The organism is Methylosinus sp. sav-2, from assembly GCF_004366495.1.
In the GTDB taxonomy this organism is placed as follows: Bacteria; Pseudomonadota; Alphaproteobacteria; order Rhizobiales; family Beijerinckiaceae; genus Methylosinus.
Genome location: NZ_SOEJ01000003.1, coordinates 230,795 through 251,136, shown reverse-complemented (window position 1 = coordinate 251,136; position 20,342 = coordinate 230,795). Strand labels below are relative to the sequence as shown.

Below are 20,342 nucleotides of genomic sequence, written 5' to 3'. Positions count from 1 at the left end.
TGATTTCCACCGGGAATGCGCAAACCGCCGGCAATTGAGCAATAGCGGCCGATTTTCTGAAGCCCTGCGGGGAAGGGACTCCATGAATAAGAGAACGCGCCCATCTCGATGAAGGTATGGCCGCCGAGGACTGCGGAATACGGTTCGAGACTGGCTCGATCATCGAATTCGATCGTGTCTCCGACGCGAAATCTCTGCTCGCCAGATAGAGTCGAAAAGATTTTTCCTTGTCGGAACAGATCGATAGTTCGTTCCGAAATAATGTGCAGCATTTTTGAAATCTCCTATGGGCCGAAATCTAGAGAATCGGCCACTGCAGGTCAAATAAGCCGCCGATATCCTCTTCGCGATGCGGCGGCCGGCAGAAGGACATGCCATGCTCAGTCTCGGACTATCTCTCACCTCTGTTGCCGCCCTTTCTCAGGGCGTGCCCGCCCCGCCGAGCGGATACGGCTACGTCTATCGCGCGGACTCGGCCAGCGTAAATCAGCTCGTCACCTATACCGATAGCGCGGGGGTCACTCGCCCTCGAATTGCGAGGTTGCCGGCATGACCACCTTGAATTTCCCCGGCATTGACCACGGCCTCCAATCTGCTCGGCATCTGCTTCGTGCTGATCACCGGCCTCAAGATCAGCAAGGTGAGCGACAGCACGCTGCTCGACGAGGTGGCCATGGTCTCCGCGGTCGGCTTCGTCGGAGCCTGCCTCTTCTCCTTCGTCTCGCTGCTGCAGCTGCGGACGCCGGTAAATTACGAGCTGATCGCCGATCTTCTGTTCGTCGTCGCCATGCTCTGCCTGTTCGCGGCGGTGCTGATGTTCGGACGCAGCCTATTGTAGCCTCGGCGGGCGCAGGGCGTCGCGCGCCGCCTCCTCGACGAGCCGCGTCACCGTCGCCGGATCGCGCGGGAAGCCGGCGCGGATCCATTTCGCCTGCAATTCCTTCAGCACGGCGCCCAATGCGCGGCCGGGCGTGAGCCCGCGCGCCATGAGATCGGCGGCCTTCACGGGAAAATCCGGCGCCGGGGTCTCGGCAAGGAAACGCGCGCCCCGCAGCCAGAATTCCGCATCGGCGGCGGCGGGGCTCTCCGCATGGGCCAGCGCCAGCGCATCGCGGGCGGCTCCGCGGCCTTGCTCGAAGAGGAGCCGCAGCAGCTCCAGCTCCCGCGGCGGCGATATCGCGCCATGGAGCCCTTCCAGCAGACGCGCCGCATGGGCGAGGCGGCGATGCTCGGCGTTGGAGAGCCGCAGCCGATCGCGCAGCCGATCGGCGTCCTCGGGAATGAGAACGCAGAGCGCGCCGAGGCGCAGCAGCGGATCGGCGGCGCGGGAGAGCGCCGCCTCGACCGCGACCAGACGCTCGAGCCGCGCCGGAAAGCTCGCGCCGACGACGACCTCGAGCACGCCCGCCTGCGAGATTTCGCGCGCCACCTCCACCGCCCGCGGCGCGGCGAGCAGCTTCAGCGTCTCGGCGCGGATGCGCTCGCCGGAGAGCTTGGCGAGGCTCGCGCGGGCGATGATCGCCGCATGCAGCCCGGCGGCGTCCAGCGGACCCTCGCCGAAAGCGGCGTGAAAGCGGAAGAAGCGCAGCACGCGCAAATGATCCTCGGCGATACGCGTCGAAGGATCGCCGATAAAGCGCACGCGGCGCGCCTCTATATCCTCGCGTCCGCCGGTGTAATCATGCAGCCGCCCGTCCGGCGAGAGAGACAGCGCATTGATGGTGAAGTCGCGGCGCAGCGCGTCCTTCTCGAAATCATCGCCGAAGCGCACCTTGGCGTGGCGGCCGAAGGTCTCGACATCCTCGCGCAGCGTCGTCACCTCGAAGGGCGTTCCCTCGACGACGATCGTCACCGTGCCGTGATCTATGCCGGTCGGCACGCTCTTGAGCCCCGCCGCCTCGGCCGCCTTGGTCACGGCCTCGGGCAGAGCGGCGGTGGCGAGGTCGATCTCATGCGGCGGACGGCCGAGCAGCGAGTCGCGCACGGCGCCGCCGACGATGCGCGTCTCGCCGCCGGTGGCGCGCAGGGCCTCGAGCAGGCGGATGATCTTGGGATTGTCGAGCAGGCGGTTCGGCAAATCACTGAAAGCGGCCGGGCGCGAGCCGGCCGTCCTCTATATGCGCCGGGACATAGGTCCCTTCGTTGCGCGGCGACAACAGCGCGAGAAAAATAAAGCCGGCGACGCCGATGGCGAGGCCGGCGATGGTCAGCGACGAGACGACGCCGCGCGTCCATAGCGCGGCCACGAAAGGCCAGCGCCGACGCGCCAGAAGATAGACCGCATAGGCGACGAAAGGCGTGACGAAGAGCAACGCCGGTTGAACGATGACCCGCCACATTGGGACGCCTCGCACGAAGGGCGATTTTCTCGGGGTGGGAATCGCCGCGCTGAACCTCGCGCGATCATAGCACGCGGCGAAGGCGCGCCGAGCGCGGCTAACTTTAGCGCAGTTACAAATAATTAGCCTTGCTCACAAACTCTCTGCCGGGAATCGTCTCAATTTTTTGAAAAGGATTTGGGGTCATTCTCGCTTCCAATTTTTCCCGAGCCCCTTGTGTCCCGGGCTCCCGCGAATGTCTCTCGTTCGCTCATAGACGACGGTGCGGATCCAAATCCGCGGCATGACGCCATCACCGTCGAGCCGGTTGGACTCCGGCCTGTCCTCCCCGCCATTCGGAAGGAGCGCTCGTTCGCGCGCGTTTCGTCGCACCATGGAGTCCCGCATGCGCAGACCGGCGCCTCGCTCATTCGCCGACGATTCCTTCGGCTCCGTCGCCGTCATTTTCGGCATTTCCGCGCTTGCTCTAGTGGGCGCGGTGGGGCTCGGGATCGACACTTATCGCGTGCAGAACACGCAAGCGGGGCTGAAGCGGGTCGCCGACGCGACTTGCCGGCAGATCTCCAGCGCCTCGACGGTGAATTACCCGACCTCGGGCGACGTCGTCGCCATGGCGCGGCGCTACGCCACGGGCGAGCTCGGCTCCAATTCTTCGACCTCCGGCGCTTCCGTCTCCCTCACCGATGCGGGCTCGACCTATTCGCTGGCCTTGACGCAGACGGTGCGCTCGACCTTAGGCGCGGCGCTCGGCTATCGCGGCTCCGATCTCGCCGTGCGAGCGCAATGCGCCAAGACCTCGACGACGCAATATCAATGCACGGGCGGCTCCTATATCTACGCCGCCAATAATGTCGCCGGCCAGACGCTCGCCATGAGCAAGCTCGCGGCGCTCTCGCAGACGTCGAGCCCCACGCAATATGTCGTGAGCTACGCCAGTCTCGATTCGTCGAACGCCACGCAGCTGCTCTCGCGCAATGTGATCAGCGCCGATTACGTCATTCCCGCCGCCACGGCCGCCGCCACCAGCGTCTTCGTCCATGACGTCAACAAGGACGGAAGCATGCCACAATTCTGCGAGGACGCTCTGCCATACACGTCCTCGTCCAGCTCGAGCGGCGGCTCGTCGAGCTCCGGCGGGTCGTCATCGGCCTATTGCTCCGCCAGCGCCTATGTGCGCTCCGCGCGCACGGAGACGATGAGCAATTCCAGCTATTCGGGAACCGTCTCCCTCTCGCCGTCGCCGTCCGCCGGGCTCTCCACCCTCACGCTCACGACGACCGTGCTGAATGGCGCGAAATCCGGCCCTTACACAGTGACATTCAACGTGTCTAAGGGCTTCGCCGCTTCGGCCTCGGTGACGCAGGTGACGGGCGCTGGCGGCGCGGTCTACACGACCACCGACGAGCAGGCCTATCTCTTCAATGTCGCAGCCGGTAAATTCGGCACCATGATGACCGACGTCGTCGGCGCCGGATGGAAGCTCGTCTATGTGAAAAGCCATACGGACGCGGTCTGGGAGGATATCAACGGCGCCTGCAACGACATCAGCTCGCCGATCGCGCTCGATCTCATCGGCCTCGGACGCATAGAAACGACCGGAGTCTCGACGGCGATCGACGCCATTCGCCGGGCGGTCGGACGCACGGTCTCGCTGCGCACGCCGGACGGTCCGACGCGCATCGAATGGCTCACCGGCAATGGGCAAGGTTTCCTCGTCGACAATCGCGACGGCCGCGCCGAGACGGACATGTCCTCTGCGCGTCTCTTCGGCCCGACCGACACGACGTCGGATGGGTTCGAGACGCTCGCCAAGCTCGATCATAGCGGCTCCGGCGTCCTGACGGGCCGCGACCTCGAAGGTCTCGCTGTGTGGATCGACGACGGCGACGGAATCGTGCAGCGCGGCGAGATCGAGACTCTCGCCGCGCTCGGCGTCACCGCGATCGACGCCAATTGGAAAAAGACGATCGACGCCGACGGCCATATGAAGATGCAGTCTCACGCCATTCGCAATGGCGCGCCGATCATGATCGAGGACATATGGCTCGCGACCGCGAGAGACGCGCAAATCGCCGCCGCGACGGAGGCGGGCAAGTGAAGCAGCGAGGGAAACAGCTAGGGAAGACGCGCGCGAGAACGTTCGCGCGCAATTGCTCCGGCGCGAGCGTGGTCGAATTCGCCTTCTTGTCGCCCGTGCTGATCTTCACCGTGATCTCGGTGATCCAGCTCGGCATCAATTACATGGAGACGAGCGCGATTCAGACCGGCGCCTTCCTGCTCGCCCGCGCGATCAGCTCCTCCTCCTCGCCGCCGACCGACGCGGCCTCCGCGAAGACCATCGTGCTCGGCGCCAATATGGCGACGCAGAAGGCGCAGGATGTGATCGTCTCCGTCTCGCCGCTCTCGACGACGGCCATGGCCTCCATGCCGACGCAACCGACGGCGGACAGCTTCTCGCTGCCGGGGGCGTCCTCGGCCGTGCTGGTTCGCGTCGTCGCCAAGCGCACGAGCCTCGTGCCGTTCAATCTGCTCGCCAACAATGTCTGGTCGAGCATAGTGAACAAGAAGATCGATTATTCCGTCGTCACGGTGACGCCCAATGCGTGAGCGCGCTTTTGCACGCTTCGGTTTTCGTGGACATCGCGCGCGGAGCGGCATCGTCGCGGTCGAGTTCGGATTGCTCGCGCCGGTTCTCGTCATGCTGATGCTCGGCGTCGTCGAGAGCTGCCGGGCCTTGCTCGCCTATCGCAATGTCGCGCAAATGACCGAATCCCTCGCCTGGACGGCGCAGACGCTCGTCACGCCGGCGACGTCGACCGCCAACGCCTCGCTTCCAACCAGCGCGAAAACCATTCTCGGAAACATTATTTTTGTGATGCAGGGCGCCACGGCGCCCGCCAACCTCAATGTGTCGGTGCGATATTTGGCAAAATCCATGACCAGCGGCTCGATCTCGGAAACCGTGCTCTACATGACGGCGACGGCGCCGACCGCCAATAATTCGGGCATCACCACCAATATGATGAGTGGCGACACGCGCATCGTCGCGCAGAGCGTCTATGTCTATAATCTCCTGATCGGGATCAGCGTCTCCTTATCCTCGCGCTATTCCCTCTGAGCGCGGTTGCGAGCGTCAAAAAGCCATTTTTGCCGGCGAACCCGTTTGTACGGGCGCGCCGCGCCTCCGGCCGAAATTAAACATTCTTTAACGTCGACAAGCGTCCTTTCCGGCTTATCCTAGGGGGAAACTGCGACGCCGCCGTCGTCGCCGATCGAAGGACAGTCAATGACCGAGCAAGATTTGGCGAGCGCTCCCGCCGCCGCAGCCGAGCGTGTCCTGGAAGAGATCGGCCGCGCCCGCGCCGCCGTCTCCACCGTGATCTTCGGTCAGGAGGAGGCGGTCGAGCAGGCGCTCGTCACTCTGCTCGCCGGCGGACACGGCCTGCTCGTCGGCGTGCCGGGCCTCGCCAAGACCAAGCTCGTCGAGACATTGGGCCGCGTGCTCGGCCTCGATGAGCGGCGCGTGCAATTCACGCCCGATCTTCTGCCGGCCGATATTCTGGGCTCCGAGGTGCTCGAGGAGACCGCCGATAAAAAGCGCGTCTTCCGCTTCGTCAAAGGCCCGATCTTCGCGCAATTGCTGATGGCGGACGAGATCAACCGCGCCTCGCCGCGCACGCAATCGGCGCTGCTGCAGGCGATGCAGGAATATCATGTGAGCGTCGCCGGCGAGCGTCACGATCTGCCGCGGCCCTTCCATGTGCTGGCGACGCAAAATCCGCTGGAGCAGGAGGGAACTTATCCTCTGCCGGAGGCGCAGCTCGATCGTTTTCTTCTCCAGATCGACGTCGATTATCCCGACCGCGCCAGCGAGCGGCGCATATTGCTGGAGACGACGGGCGATCGTGTGATCGAGGCGCGCAAGACTCTCTCTGCGCAGGAGCTGATCGCGGCGCAGAGGCTGGTGCGGCAATTGCCGGTCGGCGACAAGGTCGTCGATGCGATACTCGATCTCGTGCGCGCCGCGCGGCCGGGGGAGGGCGATCCAGAGATCGCGCCCCATGTCGCCTGGGGTCCCGGCCCGCGTGCGGCGCAGTCCCTCATGCTCGCAACGCGCGCCCGCGCGCTGCTCGCCGGGCGGCTGTCGCCGTCGCTGGACGATGTGGCCGCGCTCGCCGCGCCGGCGCTACGCCATCGCATGGCGCTGACCTTCGCCGCGCGCGCGCAGGGCAAGACCATCGCCGGCCTCGTCGAGAAGCTCGTCTCGAGGATCGGCTGAGGTGGCGGCGGGACCGGCGGTTTCCACCGAGGCTTTCGACATTGCCGAGCGGCTCGCGCCGAGCGCCCGCGGCATAGACGCCACCGAGCTCGCCAGCCGGCTGCCGGATATCGTCATCCGCGCGCGGGAAGTGGCGGCGACCGTCGTCCATGGCGCGCATGGCCGAAGGCGCGCCGGAACGGGCGAGAATTTCTGGCAATTCCGGCCCTTCGGCGCCGGAGAGGCGGCGCATCGCATCGACTGGCGCCGCTCGGCGCGCGACGATCGTCTCTTCGTGCGCGAGCGGGAATGGGAGGCCGCCCATTCCTATTTTCTGTGGATGGACTGCTCGCCCTCCATGGGCTTCGTCTCCTCTCTGGCGATGGAGCCCAAGCTCGATCGCGCATTGACGCTCGGTCTCGCGCTCGCCGACGTGCTCATGCGCGGCGGCGAAAGGATCGGGCTGCTCGGTCTCACGCATCCCATGTCGACGCGCGACATCATCGAGCGACTCGCGCAGGCGCTCGTCGCAGCAGGCGGCGCGGCGCGCGGCGAATTGCCGGAGGCGGCGGCTCTGCCCGGCGGCGCCAAGGCTCTGCTCATTTCCGACTTCCTCTGCGATCCGCAGGCGCTTTCCGAACGTCTGACGACGCTCGCGGGAAATGGCGCTGCCGGCGCGCTGCTGATGATCGCCGATCCGGTGGAGGAGACATTCCCCTTCGAAGGCGAGACGATCTTTCTCGACACGGACAGTCGCGCGCAGCTGCGCGCCGGCCGCGCCCAATCCTGGCGGGAGGCCTATGTCGAGCGTCTCGCGCGGCATAGGGACGAGATCGCCAAAGCCGCCGCCGATGTCGGCTTCTCGCTGCATATCCACCGAACCGACCGGCCTGCGGCGGAGGCGGCGCTTTCTTTGAGCTTCGCGCTCGCCTCTGGATTGGAGCGCGTCTGATGGGCCTCACCTTCGCCGCGCCGCTCGCGCTTATCGGGCTGCTCGCTCTGCCCGCCATCTATTTTCTGCTGCGGGTGACGCCGCCGCGCCCGCGCGAGATCGTCTTCCCGCCGATCCGCCTGCTCTTCGATCTGCTGCGCCGCGAGGAGACGCCCGCGCGCACGCCCTGGTGGCTATTGGCGCTGCGCCTCGCGCTCGCGGGCCTCGCCGTTCTGGCCATGGCCGGCCCGGCGATCACGCCGACGGCGACCGCCTCCTTCTCCGGCGCGCCGCTGCTGATCGCGATCGACGACGGTTGGGCGGCGGCGCCGGATTTCGACGCCCGCCTCGAGGCGGCGCGCGCTCTCGCCGCCGACGCCGCGCGTTCCGGCGCGACGATCGCTCTGCTGCCCATGTCGCAGGCCGACGCCGCGCCGACGCCAGAGGACGGCGGCAAGATCGACGAGCGCCTGCGCGCGCTCACGCCGCAGCCCTATGCGCCGGACCGCGCCGCCGCCGCCGCCCGGCTCGCCGAATTCGCCGCCGCCCATCCGCATGGGCGCATCGTCTGGATCGCCGATGGATTGGCGCAGGGCGGGGCGAGCCAATTCGCCAAAGCGCTGACCTCGGCCGCCGCCGCTGGCGCGAATGTCGAGACGCTGACCAGCGATCATGTTCCGCGCGCGCTTCTCGCGCCGCAGAACGCCGCCGCCGGCCTCGAGGTGGAGGTCGCGCGCGCCTCCGCCGCCGCCCCGGCGTCGGGTTCCGTTTCCGCCTTCGACCAGCAGGGACGCGTGCTGGCGCAGGCGCATTTCGATTTCGGCGCGGGAGAAAAAGCGAAAGCGCGTTTCGATCTGCCGATCGAGCTGCGCAATGAGGCCTCGCTGCTGCGCCTCGACGGCGAGGCTTCGGCCGGCGCCGTGGCGCTGCTCGACGGTCGCTCCAAGATTCGCCGCGTCGCCGTGCTGAGCGGCGTGAGCGCCGATCTCGCGCAGCCTTTGCTGGAGCCGCAATATTATCTGCAAAAAGCCTTTGCGCCTTTCGCCGAGGTGCGCGAGCCGCGGCCGGGCGCCGCCGATCCTTTGCCCGGCCTCATCGCCGAGCAGCCCAATATCGTCGCCCTCGCCGATGTCGGCGCTCTGCCGCCGGACGCGCATGAGGCGCTGGTCCGTTTCGTCGAGGAGGGCGGCGTGCTCTTGCGCTTCGCCGGCGCGCGCCTCGCCAACGCCGGCGACGATCTCACCCCCGTGCGCCTGCGGCGCAACGGACGCGTGCTCGGCGGCGCCATGTCCTGGGACACGCCGAAGAAGCTCGCGCCCTTCGATCCGGCGAGTCCTTTCTACGGGCTCGCGGTTCCCGAGGAGGTGACAGTGACGCGGCAGGTTCTCGCCGAGCCGGAGCAGGGCCTGCCGGCCAAGACCTGGGCCGCGCTCACCGACGGCACGCCGCTCGTCACCGCCGAGCGGCGCGGCAAAGGGCTCATCGTGCTGTTTCATGTGAGCGCCGACGCCGCTTGGTCCAATCTGCCGATCTCCGGCCTCTTCATCGACATGCTGCACAGGATCGCCGCCGAGAGCGGCGAGGCCGCCGCACGCCGGGCCGAGGACGGCCCGCGCAGCGATGCGCCGGCTCTGGCGCCGCTCGTCACTCTGGACGGACGCGGCCGTCTCGGCGCGCCGCCGCCGACCGCCCGGCCGATCGCCGGCGACTATGACGGCGGCTCCGGCCGCGAGCATCCGCCCGGCTTCTATGGCGCCGCCGATGCGCCCATCGCCGTGCAGCCGCTGCGCGCGAGCGACGAATTGCGCGCCTTCGATTTCGCCGGGCAGGGGCTCTCGGTCTCAGCGCTGCGCGCCGGCGCGCCGATCGATCTGCGCCCCTTTCTGCTCGCGCTGGTCTTTATCGCGCTGCTCGCCGATTGGCTGATCCTGCTGTCAATGTCTGGCGCATTGCGCCGCGCCGCGCCGATCGCCCTGGGCGCTTTTTGCGCGCTCGCTGTTCTGAGCGCCGCGCCGCAGAGCGCTCGCGCCAAGGACGCGCCCACCGCCGCTTCGCCTCGCGACCGCGAGGCGGCGCTGACCACAAGGCTCGCCTATGTCGTCTCCGGCGACGCGCGCGTCGACGAGACCAGCAAGCTCGGCCTCGAGGCTCTATCGCGCGCGCTCAATCAGCGCACATCCTTCGCGCCTGGAGCGCCCGTCGGCGTCGATCCCGCGCGCGACGAATTGGCCTTCTATCCCATGCTCTATTGGCCGATCGTCGCTTCCGCGCCGCTGCCTTCGGCGCAGACCGTCGCCAAGATCGGCGTCTATCTGAAGCAGGGCGGCACCATTGTCTTCGACACGCGCGACGCGCTCACCGCGCATGAGGGCGGGCCGCCGACGCCGGAGACGCAATGGCTGCGCGATCTCACGCGCAATCTCGACATTCCGCCGCTCGAAGTCACGCCGCGCGATCATGTCATCACCAAGACCTTCTATTTGCTCGACGGCTTCTTCGGCCGCACGATCAACGGCAAGACCTGGGTCGAGGCGCTGCCGCCAGAGAGCAAGGACGATCCCGCGCGCCCCGTGCGCGCGACCGATAGCGTGTCCTCTGTGGTGATAACCTCCAATGATCTCGCCGGCGCCTGGGCGGCGGATCGCAATGGCCAGCCGCTCTACACGTTGACGCCCGGCGGCGCGCGTCAGCGCGAGCTCGCCATACGCGGCGGCGTCAATCTGGTGATGTACACGCTGACCGGCAATTACAAATCCGATCAGGTCCATGTCCGCGACCTATTGGAGCGGCTCGGCCAATGAGCGAGCTGTCCCTCTCCTTCACGCCGTTGCTACCCTGGCCCGCGCTCGCCGCGCTGAGCGTGGCTGCGATTATCATCGCGCTTTTGTCTCTGCGCGCCGGCGGGCGCGGCGCGCCGCTGCGCCTTGCGACATTGGCGCTCGTGCTGCTGGCGCTCACCGATCCTTCATTGGTGCGCGAGCAGCGCGAGCCTCTGAGGACAATCGTTCCCATCGTGCTCGATCGCAGCGAGAGCCAGAGCTTCGGCGAGCGCATGGCGCAGACCGAGGCGGCGAAGGCGGCGCTCGAGCCGGCGCTGCAAAAGCTCGGCGATATAGAGCCGCGCTTCATCGACGCCGCACGTCCCGGCGCCGAGGCCGACGGGACGAGATTGTTCCAGGCTCTGGAAGAGGGGCTGAAGGACGTTCCGCGCGAGCGCATCGGCGCCGCGATCATGGTGACGGACGGAATCGTTCACGACATTCCGGCGAACGCCGCCGCGCTCGGCTTCAAGGCGCCGCTGCATGTGCTCGTCACCGGCCATGAGGGCGAGCGCGACCGCAGGCTCGAGCTGGTCGAGGCGCCGCGCTTCGGCATTGTCGGCAAGGATCAGACGATCCGCGCCCGCGTCGTCGACAGCAATCTCGGCGGGACGGAGCCGGTCGTCATCACGACGCGCCGCGACGGGCAGGCGCTCGAGCCCATCGTCGCGCGGGCCGGCGAAATCGTCGACATTCCGCTGCGCGTCGAGCATGGCGGCGCCAATGTCGTCGAGCTCGAGGTGGAGGCGCTGCCCGGCGAGCTGACCGCCGTCAACAATAAGGCCGTCGTCACCATAGAGGGCGTGCGCGACAAGCTCAAGGTTCTGCTCGTCTCCGGCGAGCCGCATCCCGGCGAGCGCAGCTGGCGCAATCTTCTGCGCTCCGACGCCAATGTCGATCTCGTGCATTTCACGATTTTGCGGCCGCCGGAGAAGCTCGACGGCACGCCGCCGCACGAGCTCTCATTGATCGCTTTTCCGACGGCCGATCTCTTCGGGCGCAAGATCAACGAGTTCGATCTCATCATCTTCGATCGCTATTCGAACCAGACGATCCTGCCCTCCGTCTATTTCGACAACATCCTCCACTATGTCGACAATGGCGGCGCCTTTCTTGTCGCGACGGGGCCGGATTTCGCGACGGTGCAGGGGCTCTATTATTCGCCGCTGGAGAGCATCATTCCGGCGCGGCCGGACGGCTCGCTCTATGAGCGCGCCTTTCGCGCCCATGTGAGCAAGGATGGCGAGAAGCACCCGGTCACGCGCGGGCTAGAGGGCGCGCGGAGCAATCCTCCCGCCTGGGGCGATTGGTTCCGCCAGGTCGATGCGGAAGTGGTGAAGGGCAATTCCATCCTCACCGGCGCCAATGACAAGCCGCTGCTCGTGCTCTCACGTGAGGGCAAGGGTCGCGTCGCCGCTCTGCTCACGGATCAGATGTGGCTGTGGGCGCGCGGCTATGAGGGCGGCGGCCCGCATGTCGATCTGATGCGCCGCCTCGCTCATTGGCTGATGAAGGAGCCCGATCTCGAGGAGGAGGCTCTGCGCGCCAGCGCCCACGGCCATGACATCGCCATCGAGCGCCAGAGCCTCGAGGAGAAGATCGACACGGTGACGATGACGACGCCCTCCGGCGCGACGTCGCAGATCGCGCTCGCGCCCGCCGAGCCCGGCCTCGCGCGCGCGCATCATGCGGCGAAGGAGATGGGGCTCTATCGCTTTCAGAGCGGCGAGCTGACGGCGCTGGTCAATGTCGGCCCGGAGAATCCGCGCGAGTTTCGCGAGGTGGTCTCCACCACCGAGAAGCTGAAGCCTCTCGCCGAGGCAAGCGGCGGCACGGTGCGACGTCTGTCGAAAGACGCGAGCGGCGCCGTCACGCTGCCGCGCGTGGTGGAGATGCGCGAAGCTTCGGTCTTCGGCGGCGCCGATTACATCGGCGTGAAGCGCACTGGCGCGAGCGAGCTCAAGGGCGTCGAGACGGCGCCGCTCGCGATCGGCCTCTGGGGCCTCGCGGCGCTGCTCGGCATGATCGTGCTGGCTTGGGGCTGGGAAGGACGGGGCTGGGAAGGACGGCGCTGACGCGAAAACGCCCCGCCTGTTCATCCGAGGTCGGGGCGTCTCATGCGAGCGGCCGCGCTCGCGGCGCTCGATCTATGAAGAGAATAGGAGCTGATTTTTTCTGCGCAAGAGGGGCGATCAGCTCGAGCGCGTCATTTCTGGAAATCGCGCGAGAAAGGCGCGCAGCACGACGAGCTGATCCGCCGCGCGGCGCTTCAGCCCGAGATCCAGAAAGCCGTCGAGATCGGCGACAATGAGGTCGCGCACCACGGCCGGCCCATGGCCGAGCCCGAGAAGATAGGACGCCAGCAGCGCCTCATGCTGCGCCGAAGGCCGCACGCCGAACATGGCCTCATTAGAGGTGGGCGTCAGATCGAAAGCTCCGTCACGCATCGAACTGCTCCCCTCGAGTCCGCCCGCGACACTCCGTCGCGCTTGCTGCTTAGGTATGCGTTTTCGCGCATATGCGAAATCAAGGGGAACTACCTATTCAATGCGATGCTTACGCTCTCCGCAGCCGCGCGAAGCCGGCGTCGAGATCCTCCTTCAGATCGTCCAGATCCTCGAGCCCGATCGAGAGCCTTATCGCCGGACCGCCGGGCGCCCATTCAGTCGCGGTGCGATAGGAGCCGCAATCGAAGGGCAGAGCGAGGCTCTCGAAGCCGCCCCAGGAATAGCCGAGGCCGAACAGCTCGAGCCCATCCAGCATGGCGGCGACGGCCTCCGACGGAACCGGCTTCAAGATGAAGGAGAACAATCCGGTCGAGCCGAGAAAGTCGCGCTTCCACAAAGCGTGGTCGGCGTGGTTCTCGAGAGCGGGATGGATCACCTCGGCGACCTCCTCGCGCTCGGCGAGCCAGCGCGCCATCTCGAGGCCGGCGCGCTCCGCCTCGCGCAGACGCAATTCCATTGTGCGCATGCCGCGCAGCGCGAGAAAGACATCCTCGGGACCGGGGCAGATGGCGAAGGCGTTGTAGGTGGCGCGCAGACGCTTGGCCCATTTCTCATTCGCCGAAACGAGGCCGAGAAGAAGATCGGAATGGCCGGCGAGATATTTGGTGCCGGCCTCTATGGCGAGATCGACCCCGCGCTCATGCGGCGGAAAGAAGAGCGGCGTCGCCCAAGTGTTGTCGAGGACGACGCAGGCGCCGCGCGCATGGGCGACCTCGGCGATGGCGGGAATATCTTGCACCTCGAGCGTCTGCGAGCCGGGCGACTCTGTCAATATGGCCGTCGTGTTCGGCCGCATCAGCGCGGCGATGTCGGCGCCGATGCGCGGATCGTAATAGGTCGTCTCGACGCCGAGGCGCTTCAGCACGCTGTCGCAGAACATGCGCGCCGGCAGATAGCAGGAATCGGTGACGAGCAGATGGTCGCCGGCCTTCAGCGCCGTCAGCAGAGCGAGGGTGATCGCAGCGAGGCCGGAGGGGACGGCGACCGCATCCGCCGCGCCGGCGACGTCGATCCAAGCCTCCTCGAGCGCGCGCGTCGTCGGCGTGCCCTTGGTGGCGTAAGTATAGGCGCCGCGATTGGCGAGCAGGGACGCCGTGTCGGGAAACAGCACGGTGGAGCCGCGATAGATCGGCGTGTTGACGAAGCCGAATTGCTCGGAGGGCTCGCGCCCGGCGTGGACCAGGCGGGTGCGGCTTTTCTTTTTTCGCCCAGATTGTCCTCTAGTCTCGCTCATGTCTCGCTCATCGGCCTTTCTGCGAACGCAATTGCGGCGGCTTCGTCCGCGCCGCAGTATAGACTGTTCGCGCAGGACATGGGCGAAAGAGGAGCAATTGTCCAATGATCGCCGGTCGCCCGAGCCCAATCCAGAGTCGGACATGATCTCTCGCCTGTTCCGCAACATTCTTATCGCGGGCGCTCTGCTGCTCGCCGCCGGCGCCGACGCCTCGACGCTCGAGCAAGCGCAAAAGCGCGGCTTTCTGATCTGCGGCGCGAGCAATGGCCTGCCGGGCTTCGCGCATCAGGACGAGGCCGGCCGCTGGAGCGGCTTCGACGTCGATTTCTGCCGCGCGCTCGCCGCCGCCATTTTCGACGATCCAGAAAAAATGCGCTTCGTGACGCTCTCCGCCAAGGATCGCGTGAAGGCGCTACAATCGGGAGTCGTGGATCTCCTGGCGCGCGGCGCCGCCTGGACTCTGGCGCGCGACGCCGGGCAGGGACTCTCCTATGCGGCGATCAGCTTTTTCGACGGACAGGGATTTCTCGCGCGCAAAAAATCCGTCGCCGCGCTGCGCGATCTCGGCGGCCTCTCCGTCTGCGTGCAGCAGGGTACGCCCTTCGAGCTCGATCTCGTCGATTTTCATCGCGAGGGCGTGAAGCCGATCGAGCCCAAGCTGTTCCCGACATTCGAGGAGGCGGCCAAGGCCTATTCCGAGGCCAAATGCGAGGCGCTGACCGCCGATCTCTCGACGCTCGCCGCCAAGCGGCAAGAGTTGGCCGCGCCCGCCGAACATGCGATTCTGCCCGAGCTCATCGACAAGGAGCCGCTCGGCCCCATCGTGCGGCAAGGCGACGACCAATGGTTCGACATTGTGCGCTGGACGCATTTCGCCATGGTCGATGCGGAAGAGCTGGGCGTGACCTCCGCCAATGCAGATGAGCAGCTGAAATCGGCCGATCCGCGCGTGCGGCGCCTGCTCGGCGTCGACGGCGGCCGCGTCGACGGGCTGGGGCTCGAGGCCGATTGGGCCTATCGCATCGTCAAGCATGTCGGCAATTACGGCGAGGTCTTCGAGCGCAATCTCGGCGCCGGCTCGCCCATCGGCCTGGAGCGCCGGCTCAACGCGCTGTGGACCAAGGGCGGGCTGATATATGCGCCGCCGGTGCGGTAAGCGGGAATATGGAGCCGGACTTTCTCGATCCTCGCGCCAGCGCGGCGGCGCAATGGGCGCCATTGGCGCGTTTCGCCATCGCCGAGGCGCGCCTCGCGCGCTGGGCGTCGCAGCGGCCATTGCGGCGCCTGACGTACGAGTTTCTACGCTTCGGCGTGAAGCAGGCGTGGTCGTGCCTGTTCGGTTTTCTGATGGTTGGGCTGCTGATCGCGACGCATTTCTTCTATCCGCGCGAATTTGTCCTCGCGCGCTATGATTTTCTCTTCCTCGCCGCGCTCGCTATTCAGGCGCTGCTGCTCGCGACGCGGTTCGAGAGCCTGCAGGAAGCCAAGGTGATCCTGCTGTTTCATTTCGTCGGCACGGCGATGGAGGTGTTCAAGACTGCGGTCGGCTCCTGGATCTACCCCGATCCGGCCTTTTTCCGCATCGGCGGCGTTCCGCTCTTCACCGGCTTTATGTATGCGGCGATCGGCAGCTATATGATGCGCGCCTGGATGGTGTTCGATTTCCGCTTCATCCGCCATCCTCCGATTTGGATGGTCGCCACGCTCGCCGTGGCGATCTACGCCAATTTCTTCCTGCACCATTACCTGTGGGATTTGCGGATCGCGCTGTACGCGGGGACAGCGGCGCTGTTTGCGCGCACCTGGATTTTCTACCGCGTGCATCATAGCTGGCGGTCGATGCCGCTGCTGCTGGCGGCGCTGCTCGCCGCGAGCTTCATCTTTCTCGCCGAGAATATCGGAACCTTCACCCGTACCTGGCTCTATCCGAGCCAGCTCGCGGTCTGGTCGCCGGTCGGCGCGGCCAAGCTCGGCTCATGGTTCTTGTTGCAGATCGTGAGCTATGCGCTGGTCATCGCGGTCAAGCAGCCGCGCGAGCCGGACGCCGAGCCGCTGGAGCTTTCACGCGAGCGTCATCGCCGCCGCTTGGCGGAGGATCATTCCGCGCCCGTGAGCTGAGCCTTTTGCGCGCGCTCCCACCAGGCGAAGAGCGCATCGAGATCATGCGCGAGGAACTCCGCCAGAGGGCCGGCGAATTGGCGCCACTCCTCGACGTAATGCGGCGACACCGCCGTCACCACGGGAACCTTGGCCAGCATGGAAGCGCGGAATGCGTCGGCGAGGCCGCCGCGCGAGGCCTCCTGCTTGCTGAACTTGCTGATGACGACGAGATCGACGCCTTCGGCGACGCGCCGCTCTATCGAGGCGCAAGCGAGCGCCAATTCGCTCGAGTCGAGATTGCAGGCGACCGAGCCTGCCCCCAAATCCTGCGAGATCGCATAGAGCGCGCCTTCGGCGACGTCACGCAGCACGATGCGGCTGCGGCCGGTCGCTTCGTCGAGGATGCGCGCCTGAGTGACGCCGGCGACGCGCGCTCCGCTCTCAGCGAGACGCTGCGCGAAATCGGCGATCAGCGCCTGCGCTTGAGCGCTCGGCTCGCCGGGAAGGGCGGCGATCGGCGCCGTTGCAGGCAAGGAAGCATAAAGGGTCATTTCGGGTTTTCCGGTAAGGGCCTCACGTCGCGATTTCTGTCGAAAGACGCGGCGGACTCGCCTATCCTCGCGTGATCGGCGGAGCGGGCCGGCCTTGCTCGGCGAGGCTCGCGCCTCTTGTCATTCCGGGGCGGCGACCGATCTGATATAAACGGTCAGGGACGCGACGTGAACAGCCGTGAGCGATGAACGAGGCAATGCGCCGCTTTCTCCCTCTGCGCGGGCGCAGGCGGTGGAAGCGTTCATTCGGGAGGCGCGGCGCGTCGGCGCTGCGGCCGAGCGGGGCCGGCTGATCTTCGCGCTCGACGCCACCATGAGCCGCCAGCCGACATGGGATCTCGCGCAATCGCTGCAGGGCCGCATGTTCGAGGAGACGGCGGCGCTCGGCGGGCTCGATGTCCAGCTCGTGTTCTTTCGCGGCTTCGGCGAGTGCCGCGCATCGGGCTTCGTCGGCGGCGGGCAGGGGCTCGCGGCGCTGATGGCGAAAATCTCTTGCCGCGGCGGCCGCACGCAGATCGGCAAAGTGTTTCGCCATGCGCTCGAGGAGACGAGCGCGCGTCGCATCGGCGCTCTCGTCTTCGTCGGCGACGCGATGGAGGAAAATGCCGACGAGCTCTGTGAGCTCGCCGGCAGGCTTGGCCTTCTCGGCGTGAAGGCCTTCATGTTCCACGAGGGCGCCGATGCGCAGGCCGGCGCCGCCTTTCGCGAGATCGCGCGGCTGACCGGCGGAGCCTACGCCGCTTTCGACGCCTCGGCGCCGCGCCGTCTCGCCGAGCTTTTGTCCGCTGCGGCGGCTTATGCGGCGGGCGGGCTGGCCGAGCTCGAACGGCGCGCTACAAAAGGCGAAGACGCTGCACGTCTTCTTTTGTCACAAATGGGGTGAGGAGCCCGCTTCATGCCGGTTCTGATCGGATTTCTCGCATTGGTGCTCGCGCTCTACGGATTGCGCATGTTCACGCGCGCTTCGCCGGCGGCCATGGCCCGCATCATTCGCAAGGGGGGCGGCGCGGCGACGATCGCGCTCGGCCTGTTCTTCATTCTGCGCGGGCGCATCGACATAGGCCTGCTGCTGGCCTCGGCCGGCATGTGGCTCTATGGCGCTTTCTCGCGCGGGGTGAAGCGTTTTGGTCACGGCACTGCCGGGGCCGGCGTCTCGCGCGTGCGCTCGGCCATGATCGAGATGGAGCTCGATCATGCGAGCGGCGCCATTCGCGGCGCCATTCTCGCCGGCAAGGACGAAGGCAAAAGGCTCGACGCGCTGACGCGGACGGCGGTGATGGAGCTCTACCGCCACTGCCGCAGCGTCGATCCTGAGGGCGCGCGCCTTCTAGAGGTGTATCTCGACCGCCGGTTTGCCGGCTGGCGTCAGACACGAGACGGTGGACGCGACTCGCGGGGAGCGGATACGGGCGGCGTCGGACCAGGCCGCCGCGGCGGCACGATTTCGGAAGATGAGGCCTATGAAATTCTGGGCCTCAAAAAGGGAGCGGCGCGCGAGGACATCGCGCGGGCGCATCGCGATCTGATGAAGAAGCTTCATCCGGACCATGGCGGGACGACTGATCTCGCGGCTCGGGTGAACGAAGCCAAAGATGTCCTCATGCGTCGTCATCATCATTGAAGCTCGGCCTTGTTCGCTCAATGCGCGTCGCTTTTTGGAAAAATAAGGTCCGTCGATCAATTCTTCGTCGCGAAACAGGAGAAGCCCGAGCGCTTCAGAGCGCGACAGGCGGTCTCCGCGCTTTTCTCCTCGAGCCCGGCAAAACGGGCGCGATAGAGCGTCTCTCTTCCTTTCTGCACCTTCTCGGTGAAGGCCTTGGCGGTGGCCGGCACGCCCTTGGCGCGGGCGCGCGAGAGCAGCTGCTGCGCCTTTTCGGCGTCGTCGGTGGCGCCGATCTGAATCATCCAGCCCGAGTGAATCGGACGCGCCTGATCGGCCTTGGACAATTCCGCGCGATCGCTGCGGGCGACCAGCGTGCGATCGGCGTCGGACATGCGCGCCGGCAGAGCGGTCGGCGTCGTCGCCGAGGCGACCTTCGTTCCATGACCGGCCTTGGCGGCGGTCGATCCATCGGCCGTCGCATGAACGCCGTCACGCCGGGACGGCTCGGGCTGATGGCGAGCGCCACGCTCTTGCGCCGGCTCCGCAGCCTTTTGGCCGCCGGCGACGAAAGCCGGACGAATCTTATCGCCGCGCACGGGCGTCGGAACGGCGAGAAGCGGCGGCGCCGAGGCGAGCGCCATCGCCGGCGCGACGCGCGGGGCGGGCGCAGCAGGAGCGGTGACGGCGGCCGCGACGACAGGCGCCTCGTCCTTCTCCTCCTCGGCGGCCTCGGCTCGGGCGATCGGAGCCGGAGCGGGCTCGCCCTCGGTGATGGCGCGCGCCGTGCGGACGGGGGCGCCGTCGTCGATATGCTCGGAGATGAGGCCGGCCATCACGCGGTCGCGGGCCGCGGCGGTGCGTCCGCCCATGACGACGGCGACGATATGATGGCCGTCGCGCCGCACCGAGGTCAGCAGATTGAAGCCGGAGGCGTGAGTGTAGCCGGTCTTGATGCCGTCGACGCCGCGAATCTGCCCGAGCAGATGATTGTGATTGCGGTGCGACTGGCCGCGCCAGACGAAGGCGTGGGTGGAGAAATAGTGATAATAGCGCGGGAAGCGGTCCTGGATCGCGCGGCCGAGCACGGAGAGATCATGCGCCGTGGTGATCTGCTCGTCATTGGGCAGGCCGGAGGCGTTGGCGTAATGCGTGCGGCCCATGCCGAGCTGATGCGCCTTACGCGTCATCATCTCGGCGAAGCTCTCCTCGTCGCCGGCGATGTTCTCGGCGATGGCCGCGGCGATGTCGTTCGCCGATTTGGTGACGACGGCCTTGATGGCGCTCTCGACGTCGATCGTCTGGCCGGGGGCGAGGCCGAGCTTGGTCGGCGCCTGCGACGCCGCATGGGCGGAGATGACGAGCGGCGAGTCGAGCCGCAGCCTTCCCTTCTCGAGCTGCTCGAACAGAAGATAGAGCGTCATCACTTTGGTGACGGAGGCGGGATGGCGCAGCTCGTGCTCATTGCGCGCATAGAGCGTGCGACCGCTATTGGCGTCGACCACGATCGCGGCGAAGGCGGGACCGCCGCCGGCCTCAGAATGGCCGCGCCGCGCCGCATGGGCGAGATGCGCGCCGCCGCGGCGATGGTGCGCCGCGTGATGGATGAAGGAGTGACGCGCGTGATAGGCGCGGCCGGAATGATGATGACGTCTGGCCTCCGCCGGAAATGCGAAAAGCGCCGATAGGGCGGCCAGAGCCGTCAGAGCCGCTACCCACTTCCAACGCTCGAGCCCGCCGGCGACGCCACGCTTCGTCATCTATCCTGATCCCGCTCACTTGCCCCATCATGCGCTCGCGGCGGCCCGGTCAGCGTGGGCGTTGCCGAAAAGTCACATGATTACAATCTTACCGATGCGAGGTTACCCCCTGGTTAAGGCGAAAGGCGTTCGGGATTGTGGTTTTGCATCGCAACATTGTCGTTGACTTCGATTGTGCAATGCATATAAGTTTATCCTGTCAACTGAGCGCATGGAGTCCGCCACGGGGCGAAGGCCGAAAGG

At 66.6% G+C, this 20,342-nt stretch carries 18 protein-coding genes; 12 read left to right on the top strand and 6 right to left on the bottom strand.

From position 1 onward, the window contains the following. Nucleotides 1-574: 574 nt before the first annotated feature. The gene (locus EDE12_RS09770) at nt 575-838 is read left to right on the top strand and encodes a hypothetical protein (protein WP_051592468.1); all 264 of its coding nucleotides are present in this window, start codon (nt 575-577) and stop codon (nt 836-838) included. On the opposite strand, the gene EDE12_RS09765 is transcribed toward EDE12_RS09770, so the two are convergent. Further along, on the bottom strand, nt 830-2,077 hold the full coding sequence (locus EDE12_RS09765) for a CCA tRNA nucleotidyltransferase (RefSeq protein WP_036290883.1): 1,248 nt from the start codon (nt 2,075-2,077) through the stop codon (nt 830-832). The genes EDE12_RS09770 and EDE12_RS09765 overlap by 9 nt on opposite strands. A gap of 1 nt (nt 2,078) precedes the next feature. Continuing rightward, complete coding sequence (locus tag EDE12_RS09760) at nt 2,079-2,339, bottom strand: DUF6111 family protein (protein ID WP_024879997.1); 261 nt, start codon at nt 2,337-2,339, stop codon at nt 2,079-2,081. A 385-nt stretch (nt 2,340-2,724) separates the two neighbouring features. Here EDE12_RS09760 and EDE12_RS09755 point away from each other — a divergent pair, with 385 nt between their 5' ends. The 7 genes from EDE12_RS09755 to EDE12_RS09725 all read left to right on the top strand — a co-directional run bounded on the left by EDE12_RS09755 (nt 2,725) and on the right by EDE12_RS09725 (nt 12,422). Next, the gene (locus EDE12_RS09755; RefSeq protein ID WP_026598676.1) at nt 2,725-4,437 is read left to right on the top strand and encodes a pilus assembly protein TadG-related protein; all 1,713 of its coding nucleotides are present in this window, start codon (nt 2,725-2,727) and stop codon (nt 4,435-4,437) included. A 68-nt stretch (nt 4,438-4,505) separates the two neighbouring features. Further along, the gene (locus tag EDE12_RS09750) at nt 4,506-4,946 is read left to right on the top strand and encodes a hypothetical protein (protein ID WP_134188067.1); all 441 of its coding nucleotides are present in this window, start codon (nt 4,506-4,508) and stop codon (nt 4,944-4,946) included. Continuing rightward, entirely contained in the window at nt 4,939-5,457 is a 519-nt protein-coding gene (locus EDE12_RS09745) for a TadE/TadG family type IV pilus assembly protein (RefSeq protein WP_024879994.1), read from the top strand. The genes EDE12_RS09750 and EDE12_RS09745 overlap by 8 nt, the downstream gene beginning before the upstream one ends. Nucleotides 5,458-5,625: 168 nt before the next feature. Continuing rightward, complete coding sequence (locus EDE12_RS09740; RefSeq protein ID WP_024879993.1) at nt 5,626-6,618, top strand: MoxR family ATPase; 993 nt, start codon at nt 5,626-5,628, stop codon at nt 6,616-6,618. 1 nt (nt 6,619) lies between these two features. Then, nucleotides 6,620-7,549, top strand: a complete 930-nt coding sequence (locus tag EDE12_RS09735) for a DUF58 domain-containing protein (RefSeq protein WP_084768506.1) — start codon at nt 6,620-6,622, stop codon at nt 7,547-7,549. After that, nucleotides 7,549-10,329, top strand: coding sequence for a DUF4159 domain-containing protein (locus EDE12_RS09730; protein ID WP_083967030.1), 2,781 nt, complete (start codon nt 7,549-7,551; stop codon nt 10,327-10,329). The genes EDE12_RS09735 and EDE12_RS09730 overlap by 1 nt, the downstream gene beginning before the upstream one ends. Next, nucleotides 10,326-12,422: a membrane protein gene (locus EDE12_RS09725; protein ID WP_024879990.1), complete on the top strand. Its 2,097-nt coding sequence runs from the start codon at nt 10,326-10,328 to the stop codon at nt 12,420-12,422. The genes EDE12_RS09730 and EDE12_RS09725 overlap by 4 nt, the downstream gene beginning before the upstream one ends. Nucleotides 12,423-12,539: 117 nt before the next feature. Here the strand turns inward: EDE12_RS09725 and EDE12_RS09720 are convergent, their stop codons facing one another. Continuing rightward, the gene (locus EDE12_RS09720) at nt 12,540-12,794 is read right to left on the bottom strand and encodes a hypothetical protein (protein ID WP_024879989.1); all 255 of its coding nucleotides are present in this window, start codon (nt 12,792-12,794) and stop codon (nt 12,540-12,542) included. Between the two features lie 109 nt (nt 12,795-12,903). Further along, nucleotides 12,904-14,088, bottom strand: coding sequence for a cystathionine beta-lyase (gene metC, locus EDE12_RS09715; protein WP_026598674.1), 1,185 nt, complete (start codon nt 14,086-14,088; stop codon nt 12,904-12,906). 97 nt (nt 14,089-14,185) lie between these two features. Between metC and EDE12_RS09710 the strand changes: the two genes are divergently transcribed. Both EDE12_RS09710 and EDE12_RS09705 read left to right on the top strand, forming a co-directional pair. Continuing rightward, nucleotides 14,186-15,244: an amino acid ABC transporter substrate-binding protein gene (locus EDE12_RS09710; RefSeq protein WP_245267311.1), complete on the top strand. Its 1,059-nt coding sequence runs from the start codon at nt 14,186-14,188 to the stop codon at nt 15,242-15,244. 8 nt (nt 15,245-15,252) lie between these two features. After that, complete coding sequence (locus EDE12_RS09705) at nt 15,253-16,206, top strand: DUF817 domain-containing protein (protein WP_026598673.1); 954 nt, start codon at nt 15,253-15,255, stop codon at nt 16,204-16,206. On the opposite strand, the gene EDE12_RS09700 is transcribed toward EDE12_RS09705, so the two are convergent. Then, nucleotides 16,185-16,739, bottom strand: coding sequence for a DUF2478 domain-containing protein (locus EDE12_RS09700; RefSeq protein ID WP_026598672.1), 555 nt, complete (start codon nt 16,737-16,739; stop codon nt 16,185-16,187). The two genes, EDE12_RS09705 and EDE12_RS09700, sit on opposite strands and share 22 nt — an antisense overlap. 178 nt (nt 16,740-16,917) lie before the next feature. Here EDE12_RS09700 and EDE12_RS09695 point away from each other — a divergent pair, with 178 nt between their 5' ends. Together EDE12_RS09695 and EDE12_RS09690 are read left to right on the top strand one after the other, a co-directional pair. Further along, nucleotides 16,918-17,622, top strand: a complete 705-nt coding sequence (locus EDE12_RS09695; RefSeq protein ID WP_036290878.1) for a hypothetical protein — start codon at nt 16,918-16,920, stop codon at nt 17,620-17,622. A 12-nt stretch (nt 17,623-17,634) separates the two neighbouring features. Next, nucleotides 17,635-18,360, top strand: a complete 726-nt coding sequence (locus EDE12_RS09690; protein WP_024879983.1) for a DnaJ domain-containing protein — start codon at nt 17,635-17,637, stop codon at nt 18,358-18,360. 56 nt (nt 18,361-18,416) lie between these two features. On the opposite strand, the gene EDE12_RS09685 is transcribed toward EDE12_RS09690, so the two are convergent. Continuing rightward, the gene (locus EDE12_RS09685; RefSeq protein ID WP_026598671.1) at nt 18,417-20,099 is read right to left on the bottom strand and encodes an SPOR domain-containing protein; all 1,683 of its coding nucleotides are present in this window, start codon (nt 20,097-20,099) and stop codon (nt 18,417-18,419) included. Between the last annotated feature and the right edge of the window lie 243 nt (nt 20,100-20,342).

What these genes read in the sequence shown, in the direction of transcription:
- EDE12_RS09760 (WP_024879997.1), bottom strand. Translation starts at nt 2,339, where the DNA reads ATGTGGCGGGTCATCGTTCAACCGGCGTTGCTCTTCGTCACGCCTTTC.
- EDE12_RS09755 (WP_026598676.1), top strand. Translation starts at nt 2,725, where the DNA reads ATGCGCAGACCGGCGCCTCGCTCATTCGCCGACGATTCCTTCGGCTCC.
- EDE12_RS09745 (WP_024879994.1), top strand. Translation starts at nt 4,939, where the DNA reads ATGCGTGAGCGCGCTTTTGCACGCTTCGGTTTTCGTGGACATCGCGCG.
- EDE12_RS09740 (WP_024879993.1), top strand. Translation starts at nt 5,626, where the DNA reads ATGACCGAGCAAGATTTGGCGAGCGCTCCCGCCGCCGCAGCCGAGCGT.
- EDE12_RS09730 (WP_083967030.1), top strand. Translation starts at nt 7,549, where the DNA reads ATGGGCCTCACCTTCGCCGCGCCGCTCGCGCTTATCGGGCTGCTCGCT.
- EDE12_RS09725 (WP_024879990.1), top strand. Translation starts at nt 10,326, where the DNA reads ATGAGCGAGCTGTCCCTCTCCTTCACGCCGTTGCTACCCTGGCCCGCG.
- EDE12_RS09720 (WP_024879989.1), bottom strand. Translation starts at nt 12,794, where the DNA reads ATGCGTGACGGAGCTTTCGATCTGACGCCCACCTCTAATGAGGCCATG.
- metC (WP_026598674.1), bottom strand. Translation starts at nt 14,088, where the DNA reads ATGAGCGAGACTAGAGGACAATCTGGGCGAAAAAAGAAAAGCCGCACC.
- EDE12_RS09705 (WP_026598673.1), top strand. Translation starts at nt 15,253, where the DNA reads ATGGAGCCGGACTTTCTCGATCCTCGCGCCAGCGCGGCGGCGCAATGG.
- EDE12_RS09700 (WP_026598672.1), bottom strand. Translation starts at nt 16,739, where the DNA reads ATGACCCTTTATGCTTCCTTGCCTGCAACGGCGCCGATCGCCGCCCTT.
- EDE12_RS09690 (WP_024879983.1), top strand. Translation starts at nt 17,635, where the DNA reads ATGCCGGTTCTGATCGGATTTCTCGCATTGGTGCTCGCGCTCTACGGA.
- EDE12_RS09685 (WP_026598671.1), bottom strand. Translation starts at nt 20,099, where the DNA reads ATGACGAAGCGTGGCGTCGCCGGCGGGCTCGAGCGTTGGAAGTGGGTA.